The following is a 24,422-nucleotide window of genomic DNA, read 5'->3' on the forward strand; positions in this document are numbered from 1 at the left end:
CGTAATAGTGGCTGCAAACTGAATGAATGTATTCTGACTTATCTCAGATATCAGAAACTGTAGAAATGACACAATTTAATACATAATTAGCAAAAGAAAAAACGACATTCTTTTTGATTTCGTTGCTCCTTATACCATAAATTCTCCGCAATAAAAATCACGATTATTGTTAGATTCCACCGTCTCAGTAAGGTTTCACACAATAATAAAACGCTGAAGCGATAAAAATTACTGCTATAATAACTATGCGAATGATTCTTAATGCTTTTTTGTTGGTTATAGATTCTTGCGACACAGTCAAGATAAGCGAACAAGTTATTAAGACCGTTAAAAACCACGTTCGCGTCCAAATGAGAATAACAAGGACGATACATGAAAAAACAACCGCGACTTTGTATAACAATTTGCTGCGCATAAGCCTACATATCCACCATACTACCAGGAACCTGCGGCCTAATAAGCCCTGTATGCTGCGTTCCGGGAGCTAAGTCGCAGTCAATAATTATTCCATTCGGATAATCTGATGCTAAACGGCCTAGCCCCACAGAGGCTAAAGCACTTGCCGCAGCTGTTATGGCCGCAACAGGCGTAGCTGCAGGAAGGGCTGCAGAAAAAGTTGCAATTATAGATGCCAAATCTGCACCATCAGAGATACCCTTTAACATCTCATTAGATATATAGATATCACAACCGCTCCAAAAAAAATCCACGTTCGTCGTTCCCCCTTCCGGAATTTCCACACCCCCTCCTTTTGTCATTCCTAACAAGATCGGAGCATTCGGATCAATGAATCGAACTACATTAGGCGAAACCTCAACAGGAATTAAACCATCCGATTGAGCCTCGGCTAAATTTCGATTCTGGGCGTCCATACAAGTTTTGAAGTGATCGAATAACCTGTCGGAAATCCCGACTTCACTCCCCGACCGAAGATTCATTTCAAATTTACCTTTAGAAAAAATCACTTTTTTGTCAATCCGCGCCTGCGCTTCATGATAAACCGACATTTGAGTTTCGGACATCTGCCCATTTACAACCGCAAGATCAAGATCAAGAAATCTTTCCAAGATATGAATATAAAACAAAACGTTCGATTTTCAAAACAAATTCATTAAAAAGTCAGAAAATCCGACCGCGTAACGAACGAAGCTAGTTTTTAACTTTTGAAATACCGATCCTCCTACATTGATTTCAGGAAAGAATCCGACATCCGAAACACGATATGCCGGCATATTTGTTTCAGAAAGAAACGGGAGCCGTATTCCGATATCCCGACAAAAAACAAAAATAACCGGAATGAACGGGCCATTCCGGTTATCGTTAATGATTTGTCTTTTATCAGTCGGCGTCCACGATAGCCACACGATTCAACGGAATTTCCGGGAATTCGTTGGTACCGCCCTTCGCTACGATCTCCAACTGGGAAGCTTTCACGCCCAGACGGTCGACGAGCACTTTGTAAACGGCTTCGGCTCGCTGTTGGCTCAGGTACTGGTTGCGTTTTGCAGAACCGGTAGCGCTGTCGGCATAACCCACGATCTTGAACTTCTTGTCCGGATAAGCCTTCATGAATTTGGCTACATAACCCAGGTTCATGATCTCTTTCGCAGACAGGGTGTAGCTGCCGATATTGAAGAACGTACCCATGATCGGGCCTTCGATTTCGGGAGCCGGAGCAGGCGTCGTTTTCACTTTGTTCTTTTCGGCTGCCAGTTCGTCGGCCAGACGTTTCGCATTGGCCTGCGCATCGGCCAGATCCCCTTCCAGCGAAGCGATCTTGTTGTTATACGGAGTCAGGTCTACCGGAACCGGAACGATCGGACGGCTGAAGCCGCGACGGTTCAACTTAAAGGTCAGACCGGCCGTAATGGTCGTCATTCCTTCGCCCTTGCTGCCGCGAACGACGCCGTCGAAACGCTGGTTAACGACCATCTGCTTCACTTCGAGGTTCAGGTCTACCAGACCGCCCAGACGGATGTTGTTCAGCAAACCGTACGTGAAGGCGAACTCGTTGTTATAGGCGTGGTTTCCGAACGAACGGGCCCAACCGAAACCGACATAAGGTACGAAATTCCAGGTACGGGTTTCCTTATAACCGCCGATCGCGTTGGAGATATTCCACATTACGTCGGCGTGCAAGTTCGATACGTTGAACTTTTCACGGAACATTCCCCTCGAATCGGCAGATTCCGATGCGACCGCGTACATGGTACGGGCGTTCGTCCAGCCGTAAGCTTTCAGGCCCGAATACTGCAAACGCAGTCCCACGCTCGGAGTGACCCATTTACCGACAGCCACGTCCAGAGCCGGCGCAAGGCGCTTACCGCCGTAACTGTCATTCTCTCCTTCATAAATATTGATACCTCCGGCAACACTGATAAAAATGTTGTCGAACAAACGATTGGTCAGGTAGGGGCCTCTGCGGGTCTGGGCTTCCTGAAGTCCGACTACCTCCTGAGCAAAAGCCGGCGCACATGCGACCGTCAACGCCACTGCAATGAAAAATCTTTTCATAATCAATCTGTTTTAATAGTAAAATTTTTTTTAAAATGATTTAACCATAAAATCATCGAACTTCAAATCCATCCCCGTTATATTCCAAGGTGGCAGGCTCCAAACCTCGTCCAATGTTGTATCTTATTTTCACATACTTACTTCAAACTTTCTGCCACGTGTGCAAATTTATAAAACTTTTTTCAAAAATATCAAATTCCACCGGCTCCATCAACTGAAAGATCATTTTTTTCACTTTTTTTCGATATTAGAAAGCGAACAACAACAAACTACGTACCAATACTTTAAATGAAACAAAAAAAAATCGCATCCTCTTTTTCCGGACAATCGCAAAATAAAACGGAATATTTCTTTGGCACATAACGAATAATTACTATATTTGCGCTCGATTTGTCGCGGGGTGTAGCGCAGTCCGGTTAGCGCGCCAGCTTCGGGAGTTGGAGGTCCCGGGTTCGAATCCCGGTACCCCGACAATGAAAGAGAAGCACTTACGTATTGCGTAAGTGCTTCTCTTTTTATCATACCCGGCGAAAAACGCTTCGACCGCCCCGGTCATTCTGACATGCCGGCCTGTCACGGACATTCCGACAGTTCGGGATGCTAACCGGAAATCCGGCCGTAAAGAAATCGCAAATACCATTTACCGAGCCGTCCGCAACATTCCGAACGATGCAAACCACGACAAATGGAACTCCCCGGAAAACCTCCGGAGCGAACGCCCGGTTTCATCGGACTGAAGAAATGAAAAAACGCCGCAGAAAGATTACAGCGGCCGGCGGTTATGCAGCGCATGGGCAATGGTCAGGTCGTCGGCATAATCCAACTCGTCCCCGAACCCGATCCCGCGAGCGATCGAAGTCAGACGGACTCCTTCGCACGCTTGCAGCCGTCTCGATATATAGAAAGAAGTGGTCTCTCCTTCGACCGTCGTACTCAGTGCAAGGATCACCTCCCTGACATCCCCGCTCGCCAGATGGTCGAGCAGCAGGTCGATCTTCAGGTCGGACGGACCGATCCCCTGCATCGGCGAAATGACGCCCCCCAAAACGTGATACAGACCGTTATACTGCCGCGTATTTTCGATCGAAAGCACGTCTTTGACCTGTTCGACCACACAGACCGTCGACCGGTCGCGCGTCGCATCGGAGCATATTTCGCAGACATCGCCGTCGGAGAGGTTGTTGCATCGGGAACAATAGCGGATATCGGAACGGAAACGGGCCATCGCCTGCGTCATCAACATCACGTCATGCTCTTCCATCCGCAGCATGTGCATCGCCAGGCGCATCGCGGTACGCCGGCCTACGCCCGGCAACCGCGACAGCTCGCTCACCACGTCGTCCAGTAATTTCGACATCTCCCCGCTAATCGATCATTTCGATGGCCGAAACCTGAACCCAGCCCTTGTTACCATCGGCGATACGTATTTCACGCCAGTCGCCCAGCGAATCGCCGACCGCCACCTTCGTTCCCTCGTGCAATACGAAAATATCCTTGCTCTGCGGATCGGGCGAACTCTTGACCGGAGCCGCCGTACTCATCACGATCGCCTCTGCGGGATGGATGCGCTGGCTGCGCCCGACGGCCGCATAAACGACCGCCAGCGCGAACGCCGCGACGGAAACCAAAGCCCCGTAAAACCCGGCCTTCTGCAGCGCGACGCGGCGCAGCAGCAGGTAAGCGCCGAGTCCGACGAGCGTCAGCGCGAAAAAGAGCAGGCTCAATGCCGCCCACGCGTTACTGCTCAGGCTGTTCCCCAATCCGATCAGCCAACGCTTCGCGAAAAAAACGGGAACCGCATCGATCTTGTCCTGCACATAAGCGTTGGCGATCGACAGGTTGTAACGGATATCGTCGTCGGAAGGCGCGAGTTTCAGCGCCCGGTTATAGTTCAGGATCGCCTTGCCGTTCATACCGCGTTTGAAATAGGCGTTCCCGAGATTCAGGTAAAGCCGGTCGCTTTCGAGTCCCGAATCGAGCAGCTTTTCATAACCGTCGATGGCGGCTACGTAATCGGCATTGATATACGCCGTATTGGCATCGTCCCAGATTTTATCGGCATCCGCCTGCGCGACAACCGTGCCGCAACACAGCGCAACCAGCGGAAATACGATCAGAATGATCTTTTTCATCTTATGCATGTTACTTTTTAATTACCGATTCCAATTTGGAAAGAATCCCCGCCGCAGAGCCGTAAAGTTCGCTCATCCGCCCCGAGGACGACGGCGAATACTGCGCATACTCGCAGTGGGTGATCGTATCGATAAACTGCCCGGTCAATTCGGCCGAAACGTTGCGCTTGAGCAATTCCTCGCGGATATTGTCTTTCGTCAGGTTGGCGACCGGAATGTTCAGCTTATCGCTCATGTAACCCCACAACGCCTTCAGCATCTCTTCGTAAAACGCTTTTTCACTCCCTGCGTTCATGTGCTGGAAGGCGGCCCGCAAACGCTGCAACGCCACTTTGTTCGCTTTCCGGTTACGCACCAGCACGGTATTCTGCATCTCGCTCAGGCGTTTTTTCAGATAAAGATATCCTCCGGCGAAAACGAGCAGGATCAGCGCCAGCGCCGCAAAATAGGCCGTACTGCCGAACAGTAGGTTCCCGCGCCGCGTCAAACACGGATCGCCGATACGGATGAAACGGATATCCTTGTCCAGGATCTTCAGATCCTCCTTATTGATTCCGCTGACGATCCCCGACACCCCGCCTCCGCCGGTCGAATCGGGACGCACCTCGATGTTGAACGACGAAGTATTCAGCGTCACATACTTGGCCGCATCCGGATCGAAATAACTGAATTCCACCGGATTGATCGTATAGCTACCCTCTGCGCGCGGGATGAACGGGTATTCGAACTGGCGGTAACCGGTAATCCCGTTCGCATTGTGCGCGAGGCTCTCGGTCGTCTTCTTGTTGTATTGCTCGAACGACGTAGGCATTTCGACCGTCGGAGCCTGGATCAGCGGCAAGTTGCCGCTGCCGGATATCTTCAGGGTAAAATTGTCGGACGCATTGGCCGACATCGTTTTCTTGTCGATCCCACCGCTCATCTGGAACTGTCCGACCGCTCCGTTGAACGAAGCGGGAGCCCCCGCGGGGAAATCCTTGACCGTAATCGCTACCGGCGCGGTCGACAGGTTTTTCCGCACCTCCTGCACCGTTTGCCCGCCTCCGAAAAAGTCGTCGAACAACGACTGCCCGCGCGGCGAGGTCTGCATAACGATCTGCGCGACGGCATTCAGGCTGAACTGCTCGATGTGCAACTGCCCGGCCTGCTGCGGATAGAGCAGCACTTCCCGGATAATCTTGGCGTCGTACACTTTCCCGTTCAACGTCTCCCGCTGCCAGCCGTATCCCTGCACATCGAGATCCTGCACCCAGAAACCGTTGAATGCCGGATACTTAACATTATCCAATCCTCCCAACTGCACCCGCGTATAAATTTTGAATGTGGCCCGGATCGGCTGTCCTTTGAATACGTTGTTGCGGTTGACCGCAACCCGCACCAGCAGATCGTCGGCCCCCAGCTTCGCCGACCGCGCCTCCCCCGCCTGCTTTTCGCCTCCGCCGGCGCCCGGCCGGACCGAGGCTTCGTCGGCGATCACCTCGATCGTCAACGGCTGCGTCCCGTAGCTCTTCCCGTCCACCCTGACCGACGCCGCCGAAATCGAAGCCTTGCCGACCGACGAAGCCTGAATGACATAAGTGTAGGTAAAAGACGAAGTCTTGGTCACGTTGCCGTTGACGATCGACACCGAAGTGCCTTCCGACAGGGTCGGCCCGGCCACCACGTCGAATCCGTCGAACGTCGGCGGCACGAACTCCTCGGGCTTGGCATTGAGCGAAAACTCGATGCGGAAAGCCTCCCCGACGGCCACGACGGCCGGCGCATTCGCCTCGAACTCGACTTTCTGAGCAAAAGCGGCCACCGAAACGAACAGGAAAGCCGCCGCCCAAAACAGATGCTTCATCAAACGTAACATATTGCTATCGGATCAATTTAACCGCAAAAATAACTGTTTTTAATCAAAACCCGCAACGGGTACTGACATTCTTGTCCCGGCCGTGTTTTAGAAACGCGTCCGAATCCCGCTTTAGTATCCGGCATTCATAGAAACAGACCTTCGCGAACGCCGTTTTATCCTTAATCTTACGTAACTTTGAAACTCAAAAACTCCAACTTATGAAATATTTATGCTTTATTTTCCTGATCGCGGGCTTTTCGATCGCCTGCACCGGATCGGGAAACAGGAACTCCCGGACGACCCCGTCCGGTCCAATCGCCGTAGTAATCGATACGATAACCGACGCAACCGATAGCGATAGGATCGCCCCGGGTACGCTAACCGACCTAAGGAATCCGGCCTACATGCGGGCCGTAGCCGATACAATTCGCCTTCAATTGGGCGGCGCCCTATACGATGCGGCCGACCCGGCCGATTCGATTACCGTTCTCGAAACCTATTACGATCAGGATTCCGTCTACGGGTTATCCCGGACTTACGTCTACATCAACCACAACCGGGAGGCCCCTGCCTACAGGTGGTTCGAACCCGACTCGCTGCAAAAAAGATTCGATTCGTACCGTGAAGATATGATTCGGGACGGTTCCGCCGCGCTGTTCGACGAAGCGCTTCAGCGCGGACGCGACACACTGATCATCCGATTGGACTCGACCATCGAACGATACCGGGGATACTGGGTGTGCGTCTATAAATACCCCGGCAGGGAAGACTACTACCTGGATGACAACCGTACATGGAAATTCGTCTATTGTCTCTCGGACTCAACCTTTTCGTTTTTAAATATGGACGGCCCCGAACCGGATCTGATCACCTCTTTCCAATCCGATTCCGCCGGTAACTTCACGATCGGATTTCCGGGTCGGGAAGCGGATTTCAGCCTTATCGACCCGGAACGCGGTTTATACAGAGAAACGATCAAGGGGAAATTCCGGAGTTACATGATTCCCGCATCCAACGTCCGCAAGTTCGACATCATCCGATACGCCGATACGGACGGAGGCATGATCTCCTGGTTCGAACGGGTAGAAGAAGAATAAATGCAATCAAACGGCAGACGCTATACAAGCGGCGCCGTCTCTTTCGGGAGACGGCGCCGCTTTTCATTTACACGGTGCGCGGCAATCAATGTCCGCTCCCGCAGCCGTCTTTCTTGAACTCGGCAAAAAAGTCGTTGCCTTTATCGTCGACAATGATGAACGCCGGGAAATTCTCGACATAGATTTTGCGGACGGCTTCCATTCCCAGTTCCGGGAAATCGACCACCTCGACGCTCTTGATGCTGTTCTTCGCCAACACGGCGGCCGGGCCGCCGATCGAACCGAGGTAGAACCCGCCGTGCTTCTTGCAGGCGTCCGTCACGGCCTGCGTGCGGTTTCCCTTGGCCACCATCACCAGCGATCCGCCGCGATCCTGGAACAGGTCGACGTACGGGTCCATACGGCCTGCGGTCGTCGGGCCGAAGCTGCCCGAAGCCATTCCCTGCGGCGTCTTAGCCGGGCCGGCGTAATAAATCGGATGTTTCTTGAAATACTCGGGCATCGGCTTGCCTTCGTCGAGCATTTGTTTGATGCGGGCATGGGCGATGTCGCGGGCCACGATCAGCGTGCCTTTGAGGTTCAGGCGCGTTTTAACCGGGTATTTGGACAGGATTTCACGCACTTTATCCATGCCCTCGTCGAGGTCGATCTCAACGGCGGGTTTCATGCCCGGAGCCGTCTTCGGCAGGAAGCGGGCCGGATTCTTCTCGAGCTGTTCGAGGAAAATCCCCTCTTCGGTGATCTTCGCCTTGATGTTCCGGTCGGCGCTGCAACTCACGCCGATGCCTACCGGACACGATGCCGCATGGCGCGGCAGGCGGATCACCCGCACGTCGTGTACGAGGTATTTACCGCCGAACTGAGCGCCCACGCCGCTCTCGCGGCAGATCTTCAGCACCTTTTCTTCCCATTTCAGGTCGCGGAACGCGCGCCCCCCTTCGTTGCCCGAAGTGGGCAGGTGGTCCAGGTAACCGGCCGACGCTTTCTTGACGGTCGCCAGGTTCGCTTCGGCCGACGTACCGCCGATCACCAGCGCGAGGTGGTACGGCGGACAGGCCGACGTACCGAGGTCCATAATGTGCGTCCGAATGAATTTGGTCAGCGACTCCTCGTTCAGCAGCGCCTTGGTCTGCTGGTACAGGAACGTCTTATTCGCCGATCCGCCTCCCTTGGTGATGAACAGGAAGCTGTATTTGTTGCCCTGCGTCGCGTACAGGTCGATCTGCGCCGGCAGGTTCGTCCCCGAATTTTTCTCTTCGGTCATCGTGAACGGCACCACCTGCGAATAGCGCAGGTTGCGGTCGCGATACGTTTCGTAAACGCCTTTCGACAAGGCTTCGGCATCGTTCGCGCCCGTATATACGTCCTCGCCTTTCTTCCCGATCACGATCGCCGTGCCGGTATCCTGGCAGGTAGGCAATTCGCCCTCGGCCGACACCGCCTGATTCAGCAACATCGTATAAGCGACGAATTTATCGTTATCGGTGGCCTCCGGATCGTTCAGGATATCGGCCAGTTTCTGCAGGTGCGAAGCCCTGAGGTAGAACGATACGTCGGCGAACGCCTCGCGCGAAAGCAGTTCCAGTCCTTTCGGGTCGATCTTCAGGATTTTGCGGCCGTCGCATTCGACCGTCTTGACATAATCTTTGGTGAGCAGGCGATACTCGGTGGTATCCTCCGAAATCGGAAAAGGCTCCTGATAAATAAATTCTGACATAGCGCTATCTGCGGTTTAAATTAATTTCAATTTTACAAAGGTAAAAAGAAACTCTGAAAAACGGATCGCCGCCGCCGGGAATCTTCTCAGTAAATTTCACCGGATAAAAAGTCCGCCCTCCTTGGAAATACCACAAAAAGTCTTTAATTTTGAATATACAGTCTATAATCGCAACCTTTTAAAACTCGCCGCCATGAAACGTTTACAACTGATCGCCCTGGCAATGATTGCCGGCAGCATTTCCTGCACGCTCCGGGCCTCCGAAGCCTCCCGCTCCCTGTCGACCCTGCATCTGAAAATCATCAACACGGGAACGAATCCGACCGGCGTCCTTACCGTCGATTTCCACGACCCGACCTGCTACCGGGACCCGCTCAATGCGCTTTATTCGCCCTGCACGGACGGCAAACAAGCCTTTTTCATAGACAGCGACACGAGCTTCACCCTGAAACGGGAAATGCCGTGGCGCCAAGACATCCGCATCGGCGTCGGCGCCCGGATGGACACCCACCACGCCGTCCTGCTCTCCGCCCCGGGGGATTCGGCATCGCTGACGCTGGATTTCGGCAAAATCTGCGGCAACGACGACACGGGATTCGTCTTCGGCGGCAAACAGGGTTCGCTGAACGCCCAGATCAACGCGTGCGAAAAATACCTGTCGCAACTGTCGGAAACGATCCGGTTCCCCCGGGATTCGTCCGCCTACGGGCTGTATCCGGAAAAAACGGCGCAAATGCAAGATTCGCTGGCCCGTTACAGCGCGCGCGCCAAATTATCCAAAGCAGCGAAAGAGTGGGCCCGGCAAAGCATTCCGGCGCGGGTGTATATCCAGCTCCGAGAGACGCTGGGCTTCTACCAAATGGATTTTCCCTTTCTGTCTCAGATCGCTTCGAACGATCTGCAAAGCCTGACTTTTTCCGGCGCTCAGGCTTTTCTGACGGATTACGCGCAACGCGGTTTCGGCCTCTTTTCGGACCGTCCCGAAAACAAGGCGCTCACCCCGTGGGAGCGGATCGCGCGCTTCGCCGGCACGCAACCCGCTTCTCCGCGCCGGGACTTTATGACTTTCCAACTGGTAGCCCAAACGCTGCAGGAACAAGGCGCCTCGGACATACCCGATACGGAACCCGCTTCCTTTTTCGAATCGCCCTATTTTTCCGACCGGACGGTACGGGCAGTACGGGCGGAACGGGAGCGAACGGACATCCGGTTCCCGGAAACGCCCCTGAAAGAGATCTGCTATTTCGATAAACAGGGCGGCACGGTCGACACCGTCTCAGGAAAAGACATTTTCGGCCTGCTTCGCTCCCGGTATGCCGGGAAAGTAGTCTACATCGACGTCTGGGGCACGTGGTGCTCTCCCTGCATCGCCCAGATGTCAAGTCTGGCCGAACTGCAGGAAAAGTACGAGGGCAAAGACGTCGTATTCGTTACCCTGGCGGTATGGTCGCCCCGGGAGAGGTGGGTCGAAATGGTCGGCGAGGGTAAAATCCCCGGCGAATGTTTCCTGTTCGACTTCGCTTCGGCGACTGTCTTCAGTACGGTTTGCGACTTTTATATGTTCCCGTCCCACCTGCTGATGGACCGCAGCGGCAGGATCGTCACCCGCTATGCCCCGGTCGGGATTTCCAGCGCCGGCGCGGCGATCGACCGCCTGCTGAAAGACAATTAAACGGCAAAAACCATAAAAAACGGCGGACAGCATTGGGATTTCCCTGTTTTTTATTACCTTTGCGGCACATTTTCACAAAACAAATTAAATCAAATCGTTATGAATCATTACGAAACCGTTTTCATTGCCACGCCGGTGCTGTCTGACGTTCAGACCAAAGAGGTGTTCGGCAAATTCCAGGGTGTCATCACCGAGAACGGCGGTCGGATCGTAAGCGGCGAAGAGTGGGGACTCAAGAAACTCGCCTACCCGATCCAGAAAAAGACCACCGGCTTTTACTTCCTGATCGAGTTCGAAGCGGAAGGCGACATCGTCGACATCCTCGAAACTCAGTATCGCCGCGACGAACGCGTGATCCGTTTCCTGACTTTCAAAATGGATAAATACGCCGTTGAGTACGCAGAAAAACGCAGAAACAAATACAAATCAAAACAGGAATAACAAGTCATGGCACAGAATCAATCCGAAATCAGATACCTGAACCCTCCTACCGTAGAGGTCAAAAAGAAAAAATACTGCCGTTTCAAAAAATCCGGCATCAAATACGTCGATTACAAAGACGCCGAATTCCTGAAAAAGTTCCTCAACGAACAGGGCAAAATCCTGCCCCGCCGCCTGACCGGAACTTCGCAGAAATTCCAGAAAAAGGTAGCCACCGCCGTAAAGCGTGCACGCCACCTGGCTCTGCTGCCTTTCGTTACCGATATGTTTAAATAATCTAAAACCGGAGGAAATATCATGCAAGTAATTCTTATCAAAGACGTCGAGAACTTGGGTTATGCCAACGACATCGTGGAAGTTCGCCCCGGTTACGCCAATAATTACCTGATCCCGCAGGGATACGCCAAAAGCGCGACGGCTTCCGCCCGCAAGGTGTTGGCCGAAAATCTGAAACAGCAGGCGCACAAAGAGGCCAAGCTGATCGCCGACGCCGAAGCGCTGGCAGCCAAGCTGGCAGAGATCGCGTTGACCATCACCGCCAAAGCCGAGGAAGGACGCATTTTCGGTTCGGTAACCGCAGCGAACGTGGCCGAAGCCCTGAACGAAAAAGGGATCGCCGTAGACCGCAAGAGCATCAGCGTAGACCCCGTGAAGACGATCGGCGCTTACGAAGCCGCCGTGAAGCTTTACAAAGGCATCAGCGCAACCGTTAAATTCGAAGTGGTAGCCGAAGCTTAATTATCCGGCTCTTTATCTCCGAATTGCATGTGAAATGCAGGAAGAAACAACGCCTAAAAGGCGGCATTTAATAAATGCCGCCTTTTGTGCTTTGATATAGTAGGTAATAATTATCTTTATTCATCTTCTATATCATCCATCAACAAATGACCCGACATCATTGCGCCGCCGCCGTTAACCGCCAAAAATAAACCGTCTTGAAAAAAGTGCCGATACAAACAGGGATATGGGTATTTATTATCTTAGCTCTCTATCTATATATTGGAAATCCCCTTGGGAAAAATTATAATTTGGCATTGATAGCGCTTGTCGTATCGGTTATATCGTTGGTTATATCTTTAGTGTTGCATAAGTATAAAAGAAAATATGAGACGATCGGACGTTTGTGTGTCCTGGCTCTGTTTTGCGTCGCGTATTTCTTCTTATAAACAAACAACAGGTTAAAGCCGCGAAGGAAATTATGCTGTTTCCATCGCGGTGTAATTCGCGTAAAAACGAACGATCGTTTCGATCCCCCGGTAGAAATTGGCCAGCGGATAACTTTCGTTCGGCGAGTGGATCGCATCCTCGTCCAGTCCGAATCCCATCAGGATGGACTTTACGCCGAGTTCCTTTTCGAAAACGCTGATTACAGGGATGCTGCCGCCCGAATAGAACGGAACCGGCTTGCGGCCGAAAGTCTGCTCGAACGCCGCCGAAGCAGCCCGGTAAGCCGGCAGATCGGTCGGCGACACGTACGGAGCGCCGCCGTGCAGCACTTTGACCCGCACTTTCACGCTGCGCGGGGCGATGTCCCGAAAATAAGCCGCGAACAGCTCCCCTATTTTATGAAAATCCTGGCCGGGAACCAATCGCATCGAGATCTTCGCATACGCCGAAGACGGAATCACCGTTTTGGCCCCTTCGCCGGTATAGCCCCCCCAGATGCCGTTCACGTCGAGCGACGGCCGGATCCCGGTGCGTTCCAGCGTCGTATATCCTTTTTCGCCCTGCGTTTCGAGAATACCGAGCGACTTGCAATAGGCCGCCTCGCAAAACGGCGCGGCGGCAAACTCCCGATGCTCTTGCGGAGCAAGCTCACGGATGCCGTCGTAAAAGCCGGGAATCGTAATGCGCCCTTCGGCATCGATCAGCGAAGCGATCATCCCGGAGAGCACATTGATCGGATTGGCTACCGCTCCGCCGTACAGACCGGAATGCAGGTCGCGGTTCGGCCCCGTCACTTCGACCTCAACGTAACACAGACCGCGCAGGCCGCAGGTGATCGACGGCACCTTCCACGACAGCAAGCTGGTATCCGAAACCAAAATGATGTCGGCTCTCAACAACTCCCGGTGCAGGCCGCACCATCGGGCGATGCTGCCCGAACCGATCTCCTCTTCGCCTTCGATCATAAATTTCACATTGCACGCGAGCGTGCCGGTCTGCAACATGGTTTCCAGCGCCTTGACATGCATATAAAGTTGTCCCTTGTCGTCGTCGGCGCCGCGCGCCCGGATCCGGCCGTCGCGGACGACCGGTTCGAACGGATCGGTCTCCCACCGGTCGGGCGGATCGACCGGCATCACGTCGTAATGGCCGTAGACCAGCACGGTCTTAGCCGCCGGATCGACGATTTTCTCGGCGTAAACGATCGGATTTCCTTCAGTGGGCATCACTTCGGCGCGGTCGGCTCCGGAACGCACCAGCAATCCGGCCAACAATTCGGCACAACGCACCACGTCGGGCGCATGCACGCTCTGCGCACTGACGGACGGAATCCGCAACAGTTCGAACAGCTCCCCGACGAAACGCTCCTTGTGTTCGTCGATATACGCTTTCGCTTTATCCATAAGTCTGCATTTAAGAGGTCGGGATAAAGATAAAAAATATCGGGGACAATCCGCAACGGTTTCCGAAAATAGGAACGGGGGTCTACAGATGGCAGATCGCCACCAGCGACAGCACCGAAATCGCGACCCACAACGTGACGCCGAGCAACAACGGTTTGAAACCGACCTCGCGGATTTTCGAAACCGAAAGCCCTGCGCCGATCAGGAACAGCGTCACGACCAGCGCGGCCTTCGACACGGTCACAACGGCCGTATTGAAATCGTCGACGAACGGCAGGTAGCTATTGGCCAACATCGCCAGGATAAAGAACCCGATGAACCACGGAATCGAGATCTTCTTCCCCTTGCTGCGGAACAGCAGGGCGGACAGCAGCGATACCGGAATGATCCACAGAGCGCGGGCCAGTTTCACGGTCGTGGCCACTTCGAGCGCTTCGCTGCCGTAGGCGGACGCCGCGCCGACCACCGAACTGGTATCGTGAATGGCGATGGCGCTCCACATTCCGAACTGGTGCTGCGTCAACCCCAGCAGATGTCCGATCGCCGGGAACAGGATCAACGCCACCGAATTGAGCAGGAACACTACGCCGAGCGACACCGAAATTTCCTTCTCCGAAGCGTCCACGGCAGGAGCCACCGCCGCAATCGCGCTGCCGCCGCAGATAGCCGTCCCGGAAGCTACCAGGTGCGACGATTTGCGCGGCATCCGCAGCCAGCGGCCGACGAAATAACCGAGCGTTAACAGCAGCGCGATCGAAACGACCGTCAGTTCGAGCCCTTCGCGACCGACTTGCAACGCGCTGTGGACGTTCATGCCGAAGCCGAGCCCCACGACCGAAACTTTCAGCAGCAGTCCGGTGGCCTTATGGTTCAGTTTGGCGAAAGGATGCCCCCAAAACAAGGAGAATAAAAAACCGCCGACCAGAGCGATCGGAGCGGATACGTACGGAGTCGCGCAAAGGGCGATACAAAGAATAAAACAGGCTTTCAGAACAGCGGTTTTTCGGGCGGATCGTGTTTGCATACGTCGTTTCATCTTTTGAATTACGCCGCAAAAATAGACCGCCGATCCGTTCAAAGCCAATCACGAAAAGTGCTCTCCTATAACTTTTGGTTATAATAATTGATACAGAACTGTTTGAACAACTCGCAAAGGCGGCTATTGCGGCCGTGCCGCATCACGAAACTGAAACGGCGCACCACCGACAGGTCGGCGATCTCGATCACCCGCAGCAGGTTGTGCCGCAATTCCTCGAACACGGCCTGCACCGAAACGAAGGCGACGGCATCCGACCCGTAGAGGTAGTGCTTGATGCTCTCGGTGCTGTCCAACTGCATCTCGACCGGCAGCGTCCGCAACGAAATTCCGCGCGAAGCGAGCGCCCGTTCGACGACGTCGAGCGTCCCCGATCCCGTTTCGCGGATCACCAGCGGCAGTTTCTTCAGATCGGCGGCCGCAATCTCCTCCTGCCGCAGCGAACGGTTCGACGAAGCGGTCACGAGCACCAGCTCGTCCTCCATAAACGTCTCGTAATGCAGTTGCGGATTTCCGGCATTGCCCTCGATCACCCCGAAATCGAGCTTTTCATCGGCCACCATCCGCTCGATCAGTTCGGTATTGCCGTTGCACAGCGTCAGGCGGACTTCCGGATAACGTTTTTTGAAACGGGACAGAATGGCCGGAAGAACGTATTGCGAAATGGTCGTACTGGCTCCGACCGCCAATTCACCGCCGAACGTCTCGCCGTCCCCGGCGAACGCGTCGTTCAGTTCGGCATACAACGCCAGCAATCGGCGGACATAGCCCAGCAGCAACTCGCCCTGCGGCGTCAGCGCGACGGCATTGCGCCGTCGGACGAAAAGCGGCACGCCGAGCTGCTTCTCCAGTTCGTTGATATGTTTAGTCACGGCCGGCTGCGTGACGAACAGCTCGTCCGCCGCACGGGTAAAGCTGAGCCTTTCGGCCACGGCCCGGAAAACTTTCAGTCGGAAATCGGTTATCATACGACGAATATAATACGCTTTGCGCACAAATCAAAACACGGCGGATCGATCGCACGAAAAGTCGCCGGAAGTATGAAATATCGACGCCTACGCCCAACGGAGCAACCGACTTATTAAAAAACACGGCACGGTTATGGATATTTTCCGATACAGATCCGAACACCCGGAGCCGGAACTTAATGCATGTACCGTACTCTAACCTAAAAATTACCTGTTTTGTTTCCAAATTTAGTAAGAAAAGCCCCGCTCCGGAATCCGGAACGGGGCTTTTTCGATACGGGAACGGTTCCGCCGGTCAGCCGGCGATCACCGAACGGATATCGGCGATGATCTTTTCGGCCAACGCATCGGCCGCCGCCTCGTCGCGACTCTCGCTGTAAATGCGGATGATCGGTTCGGTATTGGATTTACGCAGGTGTACCCACTCGGTCGGGAAGTCGATCTTCACGCCGTCGATATCGTTGACCTGTTCGTGCGCATATTTCGCTTTCATCCGGCGGAGCACGTCGTCCACGTCGATCTCGGGCGTCAGTTCGATTTTATTCTTCGAAATGTAATACGGCGGATAGGTGGCGCGCAGAGCCGACGCGCTCATCCCTTTGCGGGCGAGATGCGTCAGAAACAGCGCCACGCCGACCAACGCATCGCGTCCGTAATGGATTTCGGGATAGATCACCCCGCCGTTGCCCTCACCGCCGATCACCGCGCCGACCTCTTTCATCTTCGTCACGACGTTCACTTCGCCGACCGCAGCGGCGTAATACCGGCAGCCGTGCCGTTCGGTCACGTCGCGCAAAGCCCGCGACGAACTCAGGTTCGACACGGTAGCCCCTTTCGTATGCGACAGCACGTAATCGGCCACGGCGACCAGCGTATACTCCTCGCCGAACATCGTCCCGTCCTCGCACACCAGCGCCAGGCGATCGACATCCGGATCGACCACGATCCCCAGATCGGCTTTTTCGGCCGGCACGCGCGCCGAAATCTCCGTCAGATTCGCCGGAATAGGCTCCGGATTGTGCGCGAAATGCCCGTCCGGAGCGCAGTTCAGTTCCACCACCTCGACGCCCAGTTCCCGGAGCAACGCGGGGATCACCACGCCGCCGACCGAATTGACCGCATCGACGACCACTTTGAAACGGGCGGCGCGGATCGCGTCCCGGTCGACCAACTTCAGGGCGAGCACCCGATCGATATGCGTCTTATCGTAACTTGTGCGATCGAGCACGTGTCCGATGCGATCCACGTCCGGGAACGTATAACCGTCCGATGCGGCGATAGCGAGCACCCGCTTGCCTTCGGCATCGTTCAAAAATTCGCCGCGCGCATTGAGCAACTTCAGCGCATTCCACTGTTTCGGGTTGTGGCTGGCCGTCAGAATAATCCCGCCGTCGGCCCTACGGCCCGTCACGGCCACTTCGACGGTCGGCGTCGTAGCCAGACCGATATCGATCACGTCGATACCGCAACCGCACAGCGTCCCTTCGACGATCGAAGCCGCCATTTCACCCGACAGCCGCGCGTCGCGACCGACCACGACCGTCAGTCTCTTATCACCGCTGGTCTCTTTCAGCCACTGGGCGTAGGCCGACGTAAACTTCGCCAGATCGATCGGCGTCAGGTTGTCGCCCGGCTGTCCGCCGATCGTCCCCCGTATTCCGGAAATTGATTTTATCAGTGTCATAACCTATGAAATTTAACGCAAATTAATTACTTTTATAGCAATAATAAAAATCCAAAACCTGAAAACCATGCGTATTATCGCCCCCTCGGAATTGATTATCAACGGCGACGGCTCGATCTTCCACCTGCATTTGAAACCGGGCCAGTTGGCCGATACCGTGATCCTCGTCGGCGATCCGGGACGGGTAGAGCAGGTCGCCGCATACTTCGACTCGGTAGAATGCCGTGCGGAAAACCGCGAATTCGTTGCGGTGACCGGAGAGTGTTTCGGCAAACGGATGACCGTACAGTCTACCGGCATCGGCACCGACAACATCGACATCGTCGTCAACGAACTGGACGCGCTGGCGAATATCGACTTCGAGACCCGTACCGAAAAGGCTGAAAAAACGCGGCTGACACTCGTGCGGCTCGGAACCTGCGGCGGCATCCAGCCCGAACTGAGGATCGGCGACCTGGTGCTGTCGCGCATCTCGGCCGGCTTCGACGGGCTGCTAAATTTTTACAAAGGGCGCAACGCGGTCTGCGATCTCGAAATGGAACAGGACTTCGTCGAGCACACCGGTTGGAGCCGCTTGCTGACCGCCCCCTATTTCGTCCGTTGCTCGGATCGGCTGGCCGAACTGTTCGCCGACCGGACGGTCGAAGGCATGACGATCTCGGCCCCCGGGTTTTATGCCCCGCAGGGCCGCTTCCTGCGGCTCTCGCCGGCCGATCCGTCGCTCAACGGCAAGATCGAATCGTTCGAATACCGGGGACGACGCTTTACCAATTTCGAAATGGAAGGTTCGGCGCTGGCCGGACTGTCGCTGCTGCTGGGGCACGATGCCGCCACGATCTGCACGGTTATCGCACAGCGAGTTGCCCTCGAAATGGACACCGACTACCGGCCTTTTGTTGATAAGATGATCAAAATGTCCCTCGAAAAGCTGGCCGGATTGTAATTTTTTGAATTATCTTTGAAGTTGGAATTTGGTTCAAATGCATATAAAACACTAAAATGTATAACATATGAAATTCGTCGTATCTTCTACCGCGCTGCTGAACGTGCTGCAAACCTCGAGTAAAGTCGTCAGCAACAAAAACACGCTGCCCATTCTGGACAACTTCCTGTTCGACCTGAAGGAAGGCGTCCTCAAAATCACCGCTTCGGATCTGGAAACCACGCTGATCGGATCGCTGAAAGTGGACAATATGGAAGAAGAAGGACTGATCGCCGTCCCGGTAAAACTGATGCTCGACTCGCTGAAAGAGTTCTCGGAACAGCCGCTGACGATCGAAGCCAACGAATCGACCTGGGAGATCCAGGTAAGCTGGAAAACCGGTAAGCTGACCATTCCCGGCACTTCGGGGCTGAGCTATCCGAACCTGCCGGAACTGAATCCGGAATCCCGCCGGGAACTCGACGCCGACGCGGACATGTTGCTTACGGGCATCAACAAAACGATCTTCGCGACGGCCGACGACGAACTGCGTCCGGTGATGAACGGCGTCTACATCAACATCGAATCGCAGAGCATTACGTTCGTGGCGACCGACGCGCACAAGCTCGTCAAATACGTATCGCCGATCGAAACCGAAATCGCCGCCTCGTTCATCCTGCCGAAAAAACCGGCCAACCTGCTGCGCAGTATGCTGGGTAAAGAAGACGAAAGTATCCGCATGGAATTCGACGACAAAAACGTGACGTTCCGGCTGAAAAGCCATACGCTGATCTGCCGGCTGATCGAAGGCAACTACCCGAACTACAACGCCGTCATCCCGAGCAACAACCCGAATCACGTGCGGGTCGACCGCGTCGAGCTGCTCAACGGCATCCGCCGCGTGGCCGTCTGCTCGAACCAATCTACGAACCTGATCAAGATGGACATCGAATCGAGCACGATCAACCTGACGGCGCAGGACCTGGACTTTTCGGTATCGGCCCAAGAATCGCTGGCCTGCGAGTACGAAGGAGAGGCTATCTCGATCGGTTTCAAATCGACTTTCCTCGTCGAGATTCTGGCGAATATCGATACGCAAAACGTCGTGCTGGAGCTGGCTGACTCGACCCGCGCCGGAGTGTTCAAACCCATTTACGACGAAGCGCCGGCCACCGACACGCTGATGCTGCTGATGCCGATGATGATCAACGCATAACCGAATCTGCGGCACGGACATCCCCCCGCGGCGTACCCGCAGGAAAGTCCGTGCCGTATTATATACGTACCTGAGACACGGAAAACAACGCGCACCCCATGAAACTGAATCTGAAAAATCCGATCGTCTTCTTCGACCTCGAAACGACCGGAGTCGATCCTGCCAAAGACCGGATCGTCGAAATATCGCTCGCAAAAGTAATGCCCGACGGCAGCCAGGAGACCAAAACCCGCCGGCTGAACCCGGAGATGCACATTCCCGAAGCGGCATCGGCCATCCACCATATCTACGACCAGGACGTAGCCGACTGTCCGACTTTCCAGATGATCGCCAAATCGCTGTGGAGCTACATCGAAGGATGCGACTTGGCCGGATACAATTCCAACAAGTTCGACATCCCGGTGCTGGTCGAAGAGTTCCTGCGAGCCGGTATAGACGTCGACCTGAAAAAACGCCGTTTCATCGACGTGCAGAACATTTTCCACAAGATGGAACAACGCACGCTGGTCGCCGCATACAAATTCTACTGCCAGAAAGACCTGACCGAAGCCCACTCGGCCGAAGCCGATACGCTGGCCACCCTGGAAGTGTTGCAAGCCCAGCTCGACCGTTACCCCGACGACCTGAAAAACGACATCGGTTTTCTGGCCGAATTTTCGTGCCGCGACCAAAACGTCGACTATGCCGGACGTATCGTATACAACGACAAGGGAGTCGAAGTGTTCAATTTCGGCAAGCACAAAGGCAGGTCCGTGTCGGAAGTGTTCCGAACGGAACCGAGTTATTACTTGTGGATGATGAACGGCGATTTCCCGCAGTATACGAAAAAAGTCATCACGGCGATCCGCCTGCGGGACATCAATGGCAAATAACGGAACCAGCCACGAATAAACGCAATCCTTTACGCATTCCGGCGGCATTTTCCCGAAAACGGTTTGCAGATAAGGAATAAAGCGCTATATTTGCACTCTCGAAACACATCTTGCCCGGATGGCGGAATAGGTAGACGCGCTGGTCTCAAACACCAGTGGAGCAATCCGTGCCGGTTCGATCCCGGCTCCGGGTACTTTTAAGGCTTCGAATAATTGATATTCAATTATTCGAAGCCTTAATTTCATTTTACACATTCACAACTTCGCCCGTTTTTTTGTAAAGTTGATAATTGTTCCGGCAATTATGCGCTGTTCCTTCCGTTTATACCTATGTTACGAGTCCTTTTCTCTGCAGATAAAGAAAACGCGGAACCGGAACAGATGCAGAATACCACATTGCGAAAAATAAAAGCCATGAAATCACATTCGATTCATGGCTTTTATATTGAAACAGCGGCAAAAATAAGGATTTTTCGCTCTTTCAGATTCCGTTCATGTTATTTCCGCCGGATCATCGTCACCCGCGAAATACTCTCGTCGCAACCGGACACGGAAACGTTCGTCGTAATTTTCCCATCGTTGGCGGGAGTAATCCTGATGTCGATGCGACATCCGCTTTCGGCATGTTCGTTGCACAAAAAAACATTGCAGTTCGGAGCCCAAACGGCCGTCGTATCCGGCCTGCGACATCTGATTCCCAGCTGGTTTCCTCCTTCGTGAGGACAACCCGGAATAATACATTTTTCCATAATATATTCTATTTTGGTTAGTGTGAATTGAATTGCACCGATTCTTCCGGCCGGACCCGTCTCCTACCGGAGTCCGGTTATAAACTTTTTGTTACAAATTTATGAATTATATTGTTATTAGATTCCAAAAATATTCGTTTTTTCGACCGTTTCGACTCCGGTACAATATTCTCGTTGAAGGATATACGCACGGAATCGTCCCGCAATCCAACCGATACGGGATGATTCGATCTTTCAAATACGGATTCAGGATATTTCGGAACTTCTCATTCGTTTTCGAAGTCCGGCTGTCCGCACTTTAATTCAGTGTATTCGTTCCGGATTCAATGCGCCGCGATTCACTCTTTAATCTCCACGTCCAACCGTTCGCTCACCATCTCGCAATATTCCGGAATAATTTCGATTCCGATCGCATTCCGGTTCATTCTTTTGGCAACAAGAAGCGTCGTACCGGAACCCATGAACGGATCCAGCACGCAATCGCCCTCCCGAGTAAACAGCTTAATGAACCACTCGGGCAGTTCTTCGGGAAAGGCCGCGCTGTGATTTTTGTTATTGCACTCGGTGGCCAGATGCAGCACGTTGGTCGGATAGGCTTTGTCCCGGTTGATCCAGTTGGATATGTTTTTACCGAAGCCGCTGCCCACTTTCGAATTATCCCTGCTTTTGTCGATTTCGGAAAGGTTCTTGAGCCTCGATTTCGCCCAATCGCCCATCGGCACCATCACCTCCTCCTGGTACATATTGAATTTTTTCTCCTTATTGAACTGAAGCAACCGTTCCCACGAATCGCGGAACCGGTTCGGCCATTTGCCCGGATACGAATTCTTCTTATGCCAGATAAACTCTTCGGTCCAAATCCAGCCTTGCTGCCGCATCGCCAGGATCAGTTGCATGACATAGATACTGCGTTCGCCGTTCACGACTTTTTCTTTAATATTCAGGATAAAAGTCCCCGTAGGCTTCAGCACCCGCAGCAACTCTGCCGAGATCGGCAAAAACCACTCGACGTACCGGTCGGGATGGATCCCTCCGTAAGTTTTTTTCCGTTGATCCGCGTAAGGTGGGGATGTTACGATCAAATCGACCGAATTGTCCGGAATCTTTTTTAATCTTTCTGCGCTGTCGTCCCGGTATATATCAATTATAACACTCATAACGCTTAATTATGCGACAAAGTTACAAAATTTACACGAGTGTCCCAAAACGAATCATCTGATTTATACACACTGATAATCAAACGATTTACCACCTCAAACAAGCAGTCCTTCCGTCTAAATTCACCATAAATCGGCCCGGAAGGCACAGCCGGCCGCCGGACGGCAAAAAATCGACCGCAGCGTGGTACGGATCAAAAGACGTCAACAAATATGGCAATACGCGAAAGCCGGAAAAGGGGAAAAATGTCAGTCGGTCTTTTCGAAATCCCGAGAAAGAGAAACAGTTCGTTGAAAACAGGGATCATCCCGATACCGACGGATTCGGTTCTCCGGATCGCACGATACCGAACCAGAACAGGCTGTCCCGGCACGGTATCGCCCGGATAGCAAAGCGAAGCCGTTTTCGAAGAACGCCTCTACCGGACGAAACGGCGTGTCGGGCGAAACCGGAACATGATCCAGACCAACGCGCAGCTTATCCCGAAGGCAAAAAGCGCGACGCAGAAAATACGTAGCAACACAGGAAGCGCATCCAGCGTCCCCATCAGATCGTATCCCACCTGCACGAAAATAAAGTGACACAAGTAAATGCCGAACGTCAGCGAGGCGAGGCGCGACAGACCGACCGACGCGCGCACCTTCAGTTTGCGGATAACGACGAACACCGCGAAAGTCATCATAAAAACGTTGATCCCGGTGAAAAGCCACACGATCTCAAGGTAAGCGTAATCGCCCGGAAAATATTGCTGGGTCAGCACGTAACCGAACGAAGTGATCAAGTAGCCGCCCAGAAACATCGGAACGGTAACGGCCAGCGTACGCTTCCAGCTCCACTGCGGCGGGTACTTCGCCAGGTAATAGGCCAGGATCAGGTAACCGATGAACCCGGACACGTAATAGAAAGTTCCGTAACTGTTCCAGTCGCAAACACCGAGAATCCCCATATTGCCGTAATTGCCGGTATACCCCAGCGCCGGAGCGACCATTTTTATATAGGGCAGCAGCAGGGTAACGCCCCATACGTACAGAACGAGCCGGATATCCCTTCGGGAAGCCTGCTGCAGCCATGCGCCGATCACGGGCATGATCAGATAAAGGCCGACCAGCATGTAGAGATACCACAACGGGGTCGTATCGTAATTGAAATTAAAAATAAAGGTACAGATCCGGGTCAGAGTAGCTCCCAGGGTATGGTCGTCGACGACGACCATCGGATTACCGGTCGAAACGACGTAATTCAGGTAAACGAAATACGACAGCGGCAACACGACCGACCAGAAAACCAACGGAACGACGATGCGTCCGATACGCTTCCGGTAAAAATCCCCGAGCTCCGCGCGTACGGGAAGCAACAGCACCCCCGTCATCATCACGAACAGCGGGACGCAGGCCCGGACGAAACTACCGGTGAATACCCCGGTCAAAAATGCTCCCCGGTCGGCATCGAACCGGGCGACGAACGGGTCGCAGCAGTGCGACAAAACCACCAGAAAACAGGCGACGACACGCAGCAGGTCGATCCAGCCGATATGTTCCCTCCCTTGCATTTCCATCAGCAAACGAATATTTGAGAATACGATTAAAAACCATGCAATCGCGCGGTCGGCGGTCTTTCGGTTCGACCCGCACGACCAAAAACATTACAAAATAAACAAAAGTTCCGATAACATCCGCCATCCGACTCCATTTTCGCCGGTCTCACCGAAATACAGCGCTTCCCGTCCGAAACATTCCCGGCTCCGGTATCAAAATCGGAAGACGCGGTTCGTATGCGGACCATATCCGGATCGGACGCTATTTTACCGGACAAGGTTTTGCTTTTTACCTAACATTAG

At 53.6% G+C, this 24,422-nt stretch carries 21 protein-coding genes and 2 tRNA genes; 10 read left to right on the forward strand and 13 right to left on the reverse strand.

Annotated elements, in window-relative coordinates; genetic code table 11:
• Nucleotides 1-419: 419 nt before the first annotated feature.
• Together PGR91_RS05055 and PGR91_RS05060 are read right to left on the reverse strand one after the other, a co-directional pair.
• Entirely contained in the window at nucleotides 420-1,085 is a 666-nt protein-coding gene (locus tag PGR91_RS05055; RefSeq protein WP_101571224.1) for a hypothetical protein, read from the reverse strand.
• Nucleotides 1,086-1,338: 253 nt separating this feature from the next.
• The gene (locus PGR91_RS05060; protein ID WP_055201862.1) at nucleotides 1,339-2,514 is read right to left on the reverse strand and encodes an OmpA family protein; all 1,176 of its coding nucleotides are present in this window, start codon (nucleotides 2,512-2,514) and stop codon (nucleotides 1,339-1,341) included.
• Between the two features lie 396 nt (nucleotides 2,515-2,910).
• Here PGR91_RS05060 and PGR91_RS05065 point away from each other — a divergent pair.
• Nucleotides 2,911-2,985, forward strand: a tRNA-Pro gene (locus tag PGR91_RS05065).
• 292 nt (nucleotides 2,986-3,277) lie between these two features.
• On the opposite strand, the gene recR is transcribed toward PGR91_RS05065, so the two are convergent.
• The 3 genes from recR to PGR91_RS05080 are packed head-to-tail and all read right to left on the reverse strand — an operon-like array spanning nucleotide 3,278 to nucleotide 6,489.
• Nucleotides 3,278-3,871, reverse strand: a complete 594-nt coding sequence (recR, locus tag PGR91_RS05070; protein WP_101571228.1) for a recombination mediator RecR — start codon at nucleotides 3,869-3,871, stop codon at nucleotides 3,278-3,280.
• 7 nt (nucleotides 3,872-3,878) lie between these two features.
• Nucleotides 3,879-4,646 carry a tetratricopeptide repeat protein gene (locus tag PGR91_RS05075; RefSeq protein ID WP_101571627.1) on the reverse strand — a complete coding sequence of 256 codons (768 nt, stop codon included), beginning with the start codon at nucleotides 4,644-4,646 and terminating at the stop codon, nucleotides 3,879-3,881.
• A gap of 10 nt (nucleotides 4,647-4,656) precedes the next feature.
• Nucleotides 4,657-6,489, reverse strand: coding sequence for a BatD family protein (locus PGR91_RS05080; RefSeq protein ID WP_118656400.1), 1,833 nt, complete (start codon nucleotides 6,487-6,489; stop codon nucleotides 4,657-4,659).
• 212 nt (nucleotides 6,490-6,701) lie between these two features.
• Here PGR91_RS05080 and PGR91_RS05085 point away from each other — a divergent pair, with 212 nt between their 5' ends.
• On the forward strand, nucleotides 6,702-7,580 hold the full coding sequence (locus tag PGR91_RS05085; RefSeq protein ID WP_101571233.1) for a hypothetical protein: 879 nt from the start codon (nucleotides 6,702-6,704) through the stop codon (nucleotides 7,578-7,580).
• 85 nt (nucleotides 7,581-7,665) lie between these two features.
• Here PGR91_RS05085 and PGR91_RS05090 read toward each other — a convergent pair whose 3' ends face one another.
• Complete coding sequence (locus PGR91_RS05090) at nucleotides 7,666-9,297, reverse strand: fumarate hydratase (RefSeq protein ID WP_101571235.1); 1,632 nt, start codon at nucleotides 9,295-9,297, stop codon at nucleotides 7,666-7,668.
• A 193-nt stretch (nucleotides 9,298-9,490) separates the two neighbouring features.
• On the opposite strand from PGR91_RS05090, the gene PGR91_RS05095 reads away from it, so the two are divergent.
• The 4 genes from PGR91_RS05095 to rplI all read left to right on the forward strand — a co-directional run bounded on the left by PGR91_RS05095 (nucleotide 9,491) and on the right by rplI (nucleotide 12,148).
• A complete protein-coding gene (locus PGR91_RS05095) occupies nucleotides 9,491-10,969 on the forward strand; it encodes a TlpA family protein disulfide reductase (RefSeq protein WP_118656402.1) in 1,479 nt (492 codons plus the stop codon).
• 99 nt (nucleotides 10,970-11,068) lie between these two features.
• Nucleotides 11,069-11,410 carry a 30S ribosomal protein S6 gene (rpsF, locus tag PGR91_RS05100; RefSeq protein WP_055201877.1) on the forward strand — a complete coding sequence of 114 codons (342 nt, stop codon included), beginning with the start codon at nucleotides 11,069-11,071 and terminating at the stop codon, nucleotides 11,408-11,410.
• 6 nt (nucleotides 11,411-11,416) lie between these two features.
• Complete coding sequence (gene rpsR, locus PGR91_RS05105; RefSeq protein WP_101571240.1) at nucleotides 11,417-11,686, forward strand: 30S ribosomal protein S18; 270 nt, start codon at nucleotides 11,417-11,419, stop codon at nucleotides 11,684-11,686.
• A 21-nt stretch (nucleotides 11,687-11,707) separates the two neighbouring features.
• Nucleotides 11,708-12,148 carry a 50S ribosomal protein L9 gene (gene rplI / locus PGR91_RS05110; protein WP_055201881.1) on the forward strand — a complete coding sequence of 147 codons (441 nt, stop codon included), beginning with the start codon at nucleotides 11,708-11,710 and terminating at the stop codon, nucleotides 12,146-12,148.
• Nucleotides 12,149-12,606: 458 nt separating this feature from the next.
• On the opposite strand, the gene PGR91_RS05115 is transcribed toward rplI, so the two are convergent.
• The 4 genes from PGR91_RS05115 to glmM all read right to left on the reverse strand — a co-directional run bounded on the left by PGR91_RS05115 (nucleotide 12,607) and on the right by glmM (nucleotide 17,668).
• Nucleotides 12,607-13,980 carry a dipeptidase gene (locus PGR91_RS05115; protein WP_118656404.1) on the reverse strand — a complete coding sequence of 458 codons (1,374 nt, stop codon included), beginning with the start codon at nucleotides 13,978-13,980 and terminating at the stop codon, nucleotides 12,607-12,609.
• Nucleotides 13,981-14,062: 82 nt separating this feature from the next.
• The gene (locus PGR91_RS05120; RefSeq protein WP_118458458.1) at nucleotides 14,063-15,004 is read right to left on the reverse strand and encodes a YeiH family protein; all 942 of its coding nucleotides are present in this window, start codon (nucleotides 15,002-15,004) and stop codon (nucleotides 14,063-14,065) included.
• Nucleotides 15,005-15,081: 77 nt separating this feature from the next.
• Nucleotides 15,082-15,984 (reverse strand): LysR substrate-binding domain-containing protein, encoded by a 903-nt coding sequence (locus tag PGR91_RS05125; protein ID WP_101571246.1) that lies wholly within the window; start codon nucleotides 15,982-15,984, stop codon nucleotides 15,082-15,084.
• A 295-nt stretch (nucleotides 15,985-16,279) separates the two neighbouring features.
• Nucleotides 16,280-17,668, reverse strand: a complete 1,389-nt coding sequence (gene glmM / locus PGR91_RS05130) for a phosphoglucosamine mutase (RefSeq protein ID WP_101571249.1) — start codon at nucleotides 17,666-17,668, stop codon at nucleotides 16,280-16,282.
• A 67-nt stretch (nucleotides 17,669-17,735) separates the two neighbouring features.
• Here glmM and PGR91_RS05135 point away from each other — a divergent pair, with 67 nt between their 5' ends.
• The 4 genes from PGR91_RS05135 to PGR91_RS05150 all read left to right on the forward strand — a co-directional run bounded on the left by PGR91_RS05135 (nucleotide 17,736) and on the right by PGR91_RS05150 (nucleotide 20,872).
• The gene (locus PGR91_RS05135; RefSeq protein ID WP_118458394.1) at nucleotides 17,736-18,611 is read left to right on the forward strand and encodes a nucleoside phosphorylase; all 876 of its coding nucleotides are present in this window, start codon (nucleotides 17,736-17,738) and stop codon (nucleotides 18,609-18,611) included.
• Nucleotides 18,612-18,678: 67 nt separating this feature from the next.
• Nucleotides 18,679-19,806, forward strand: a complete 1,128-nt coding sequence (dnaN, locus tag PGR91_RS05140; protein ID WP_101571251.1) for a DNA polymerase III subunit beta — start codon at nucleotides 18,679-18,681, stop codon at nucleotides 19,804-19,806.
• 98 nt (nucleotides 19,807-19,904) lie between these two features.
• A complete protein-coding gene (locus PGR91_RS05145; RefSeq protein ID WP_118656405.1) occupies nucleotides 19,905-20,678 on the forward strand; it encodes a 3'-5' exonuclease in 774 nt (257 codons plus the stop codon).
• A gap of 112 nt (nucleotides 20,679-20,790) precedes the next feature.
• Nucleotides 20,791-20,872, forward strand: a tRNA-Leu gene (locus tag PGR91_RS05150).
• A gap of 303 nt (nucleotides 20,873-21,175) precedes the next feature.
• On the opposite strand, the gene PGR91_RS05155 is transcribed toward PGR91_RS05150, so the two are convergent.
• From PGR91_RS05155 to PGR91_RS05165, 3 genes are all read right to left on the reverse strand, one after another.
• Nucleotides 21,176-21,427, reverse strand: coding sequence for a hypothetical protein (locus PGR91_RS05155; protein ID WP_055201933.1), 252 nt, complete (start codon nucleotides 21,425-21,427; stop codon nucleotides 21,176-21,178).
• Between the two features lie 338 nt (nucleotides 21,428-21,765).
• Nucleotides 21,766-22,584 (reverse strand): DNA-methyltransferase, encoded by an 819-nt coding sequence (locus tag PGR91_RS05160; protein WP_118656406.1) that lies wholly within the window; start codon nucleotides 22,582-22,584, stop codon nucleotides 21,766-21,768.
• Nucleotides 22,585-23,003: 419 nt separating this feature from the next.
• A complete protein-coding gene (locus tag PGR91_RS05165; protein ID WP_270399227.1) occupies nucleotides 23,004-24,140 on the reverse strand; it encodes an acyltransferase in 1,137 nt (378 codons plus the stop codon).
• Between the last annotated feature and the right edge of the window lie 282 nt (nucleotides 24,141-24,422).

This window comes from Candidatus Alistipes pullistercoris (assembly GCF_027665465.1).
GTDB classification, from domain to species: domain Bacteria; phylum Bacteroidota; class Bacteroidia; order Bacteroidales; family Rikenellaceae; genus Alistipes_A; species Alistipes_A hominis.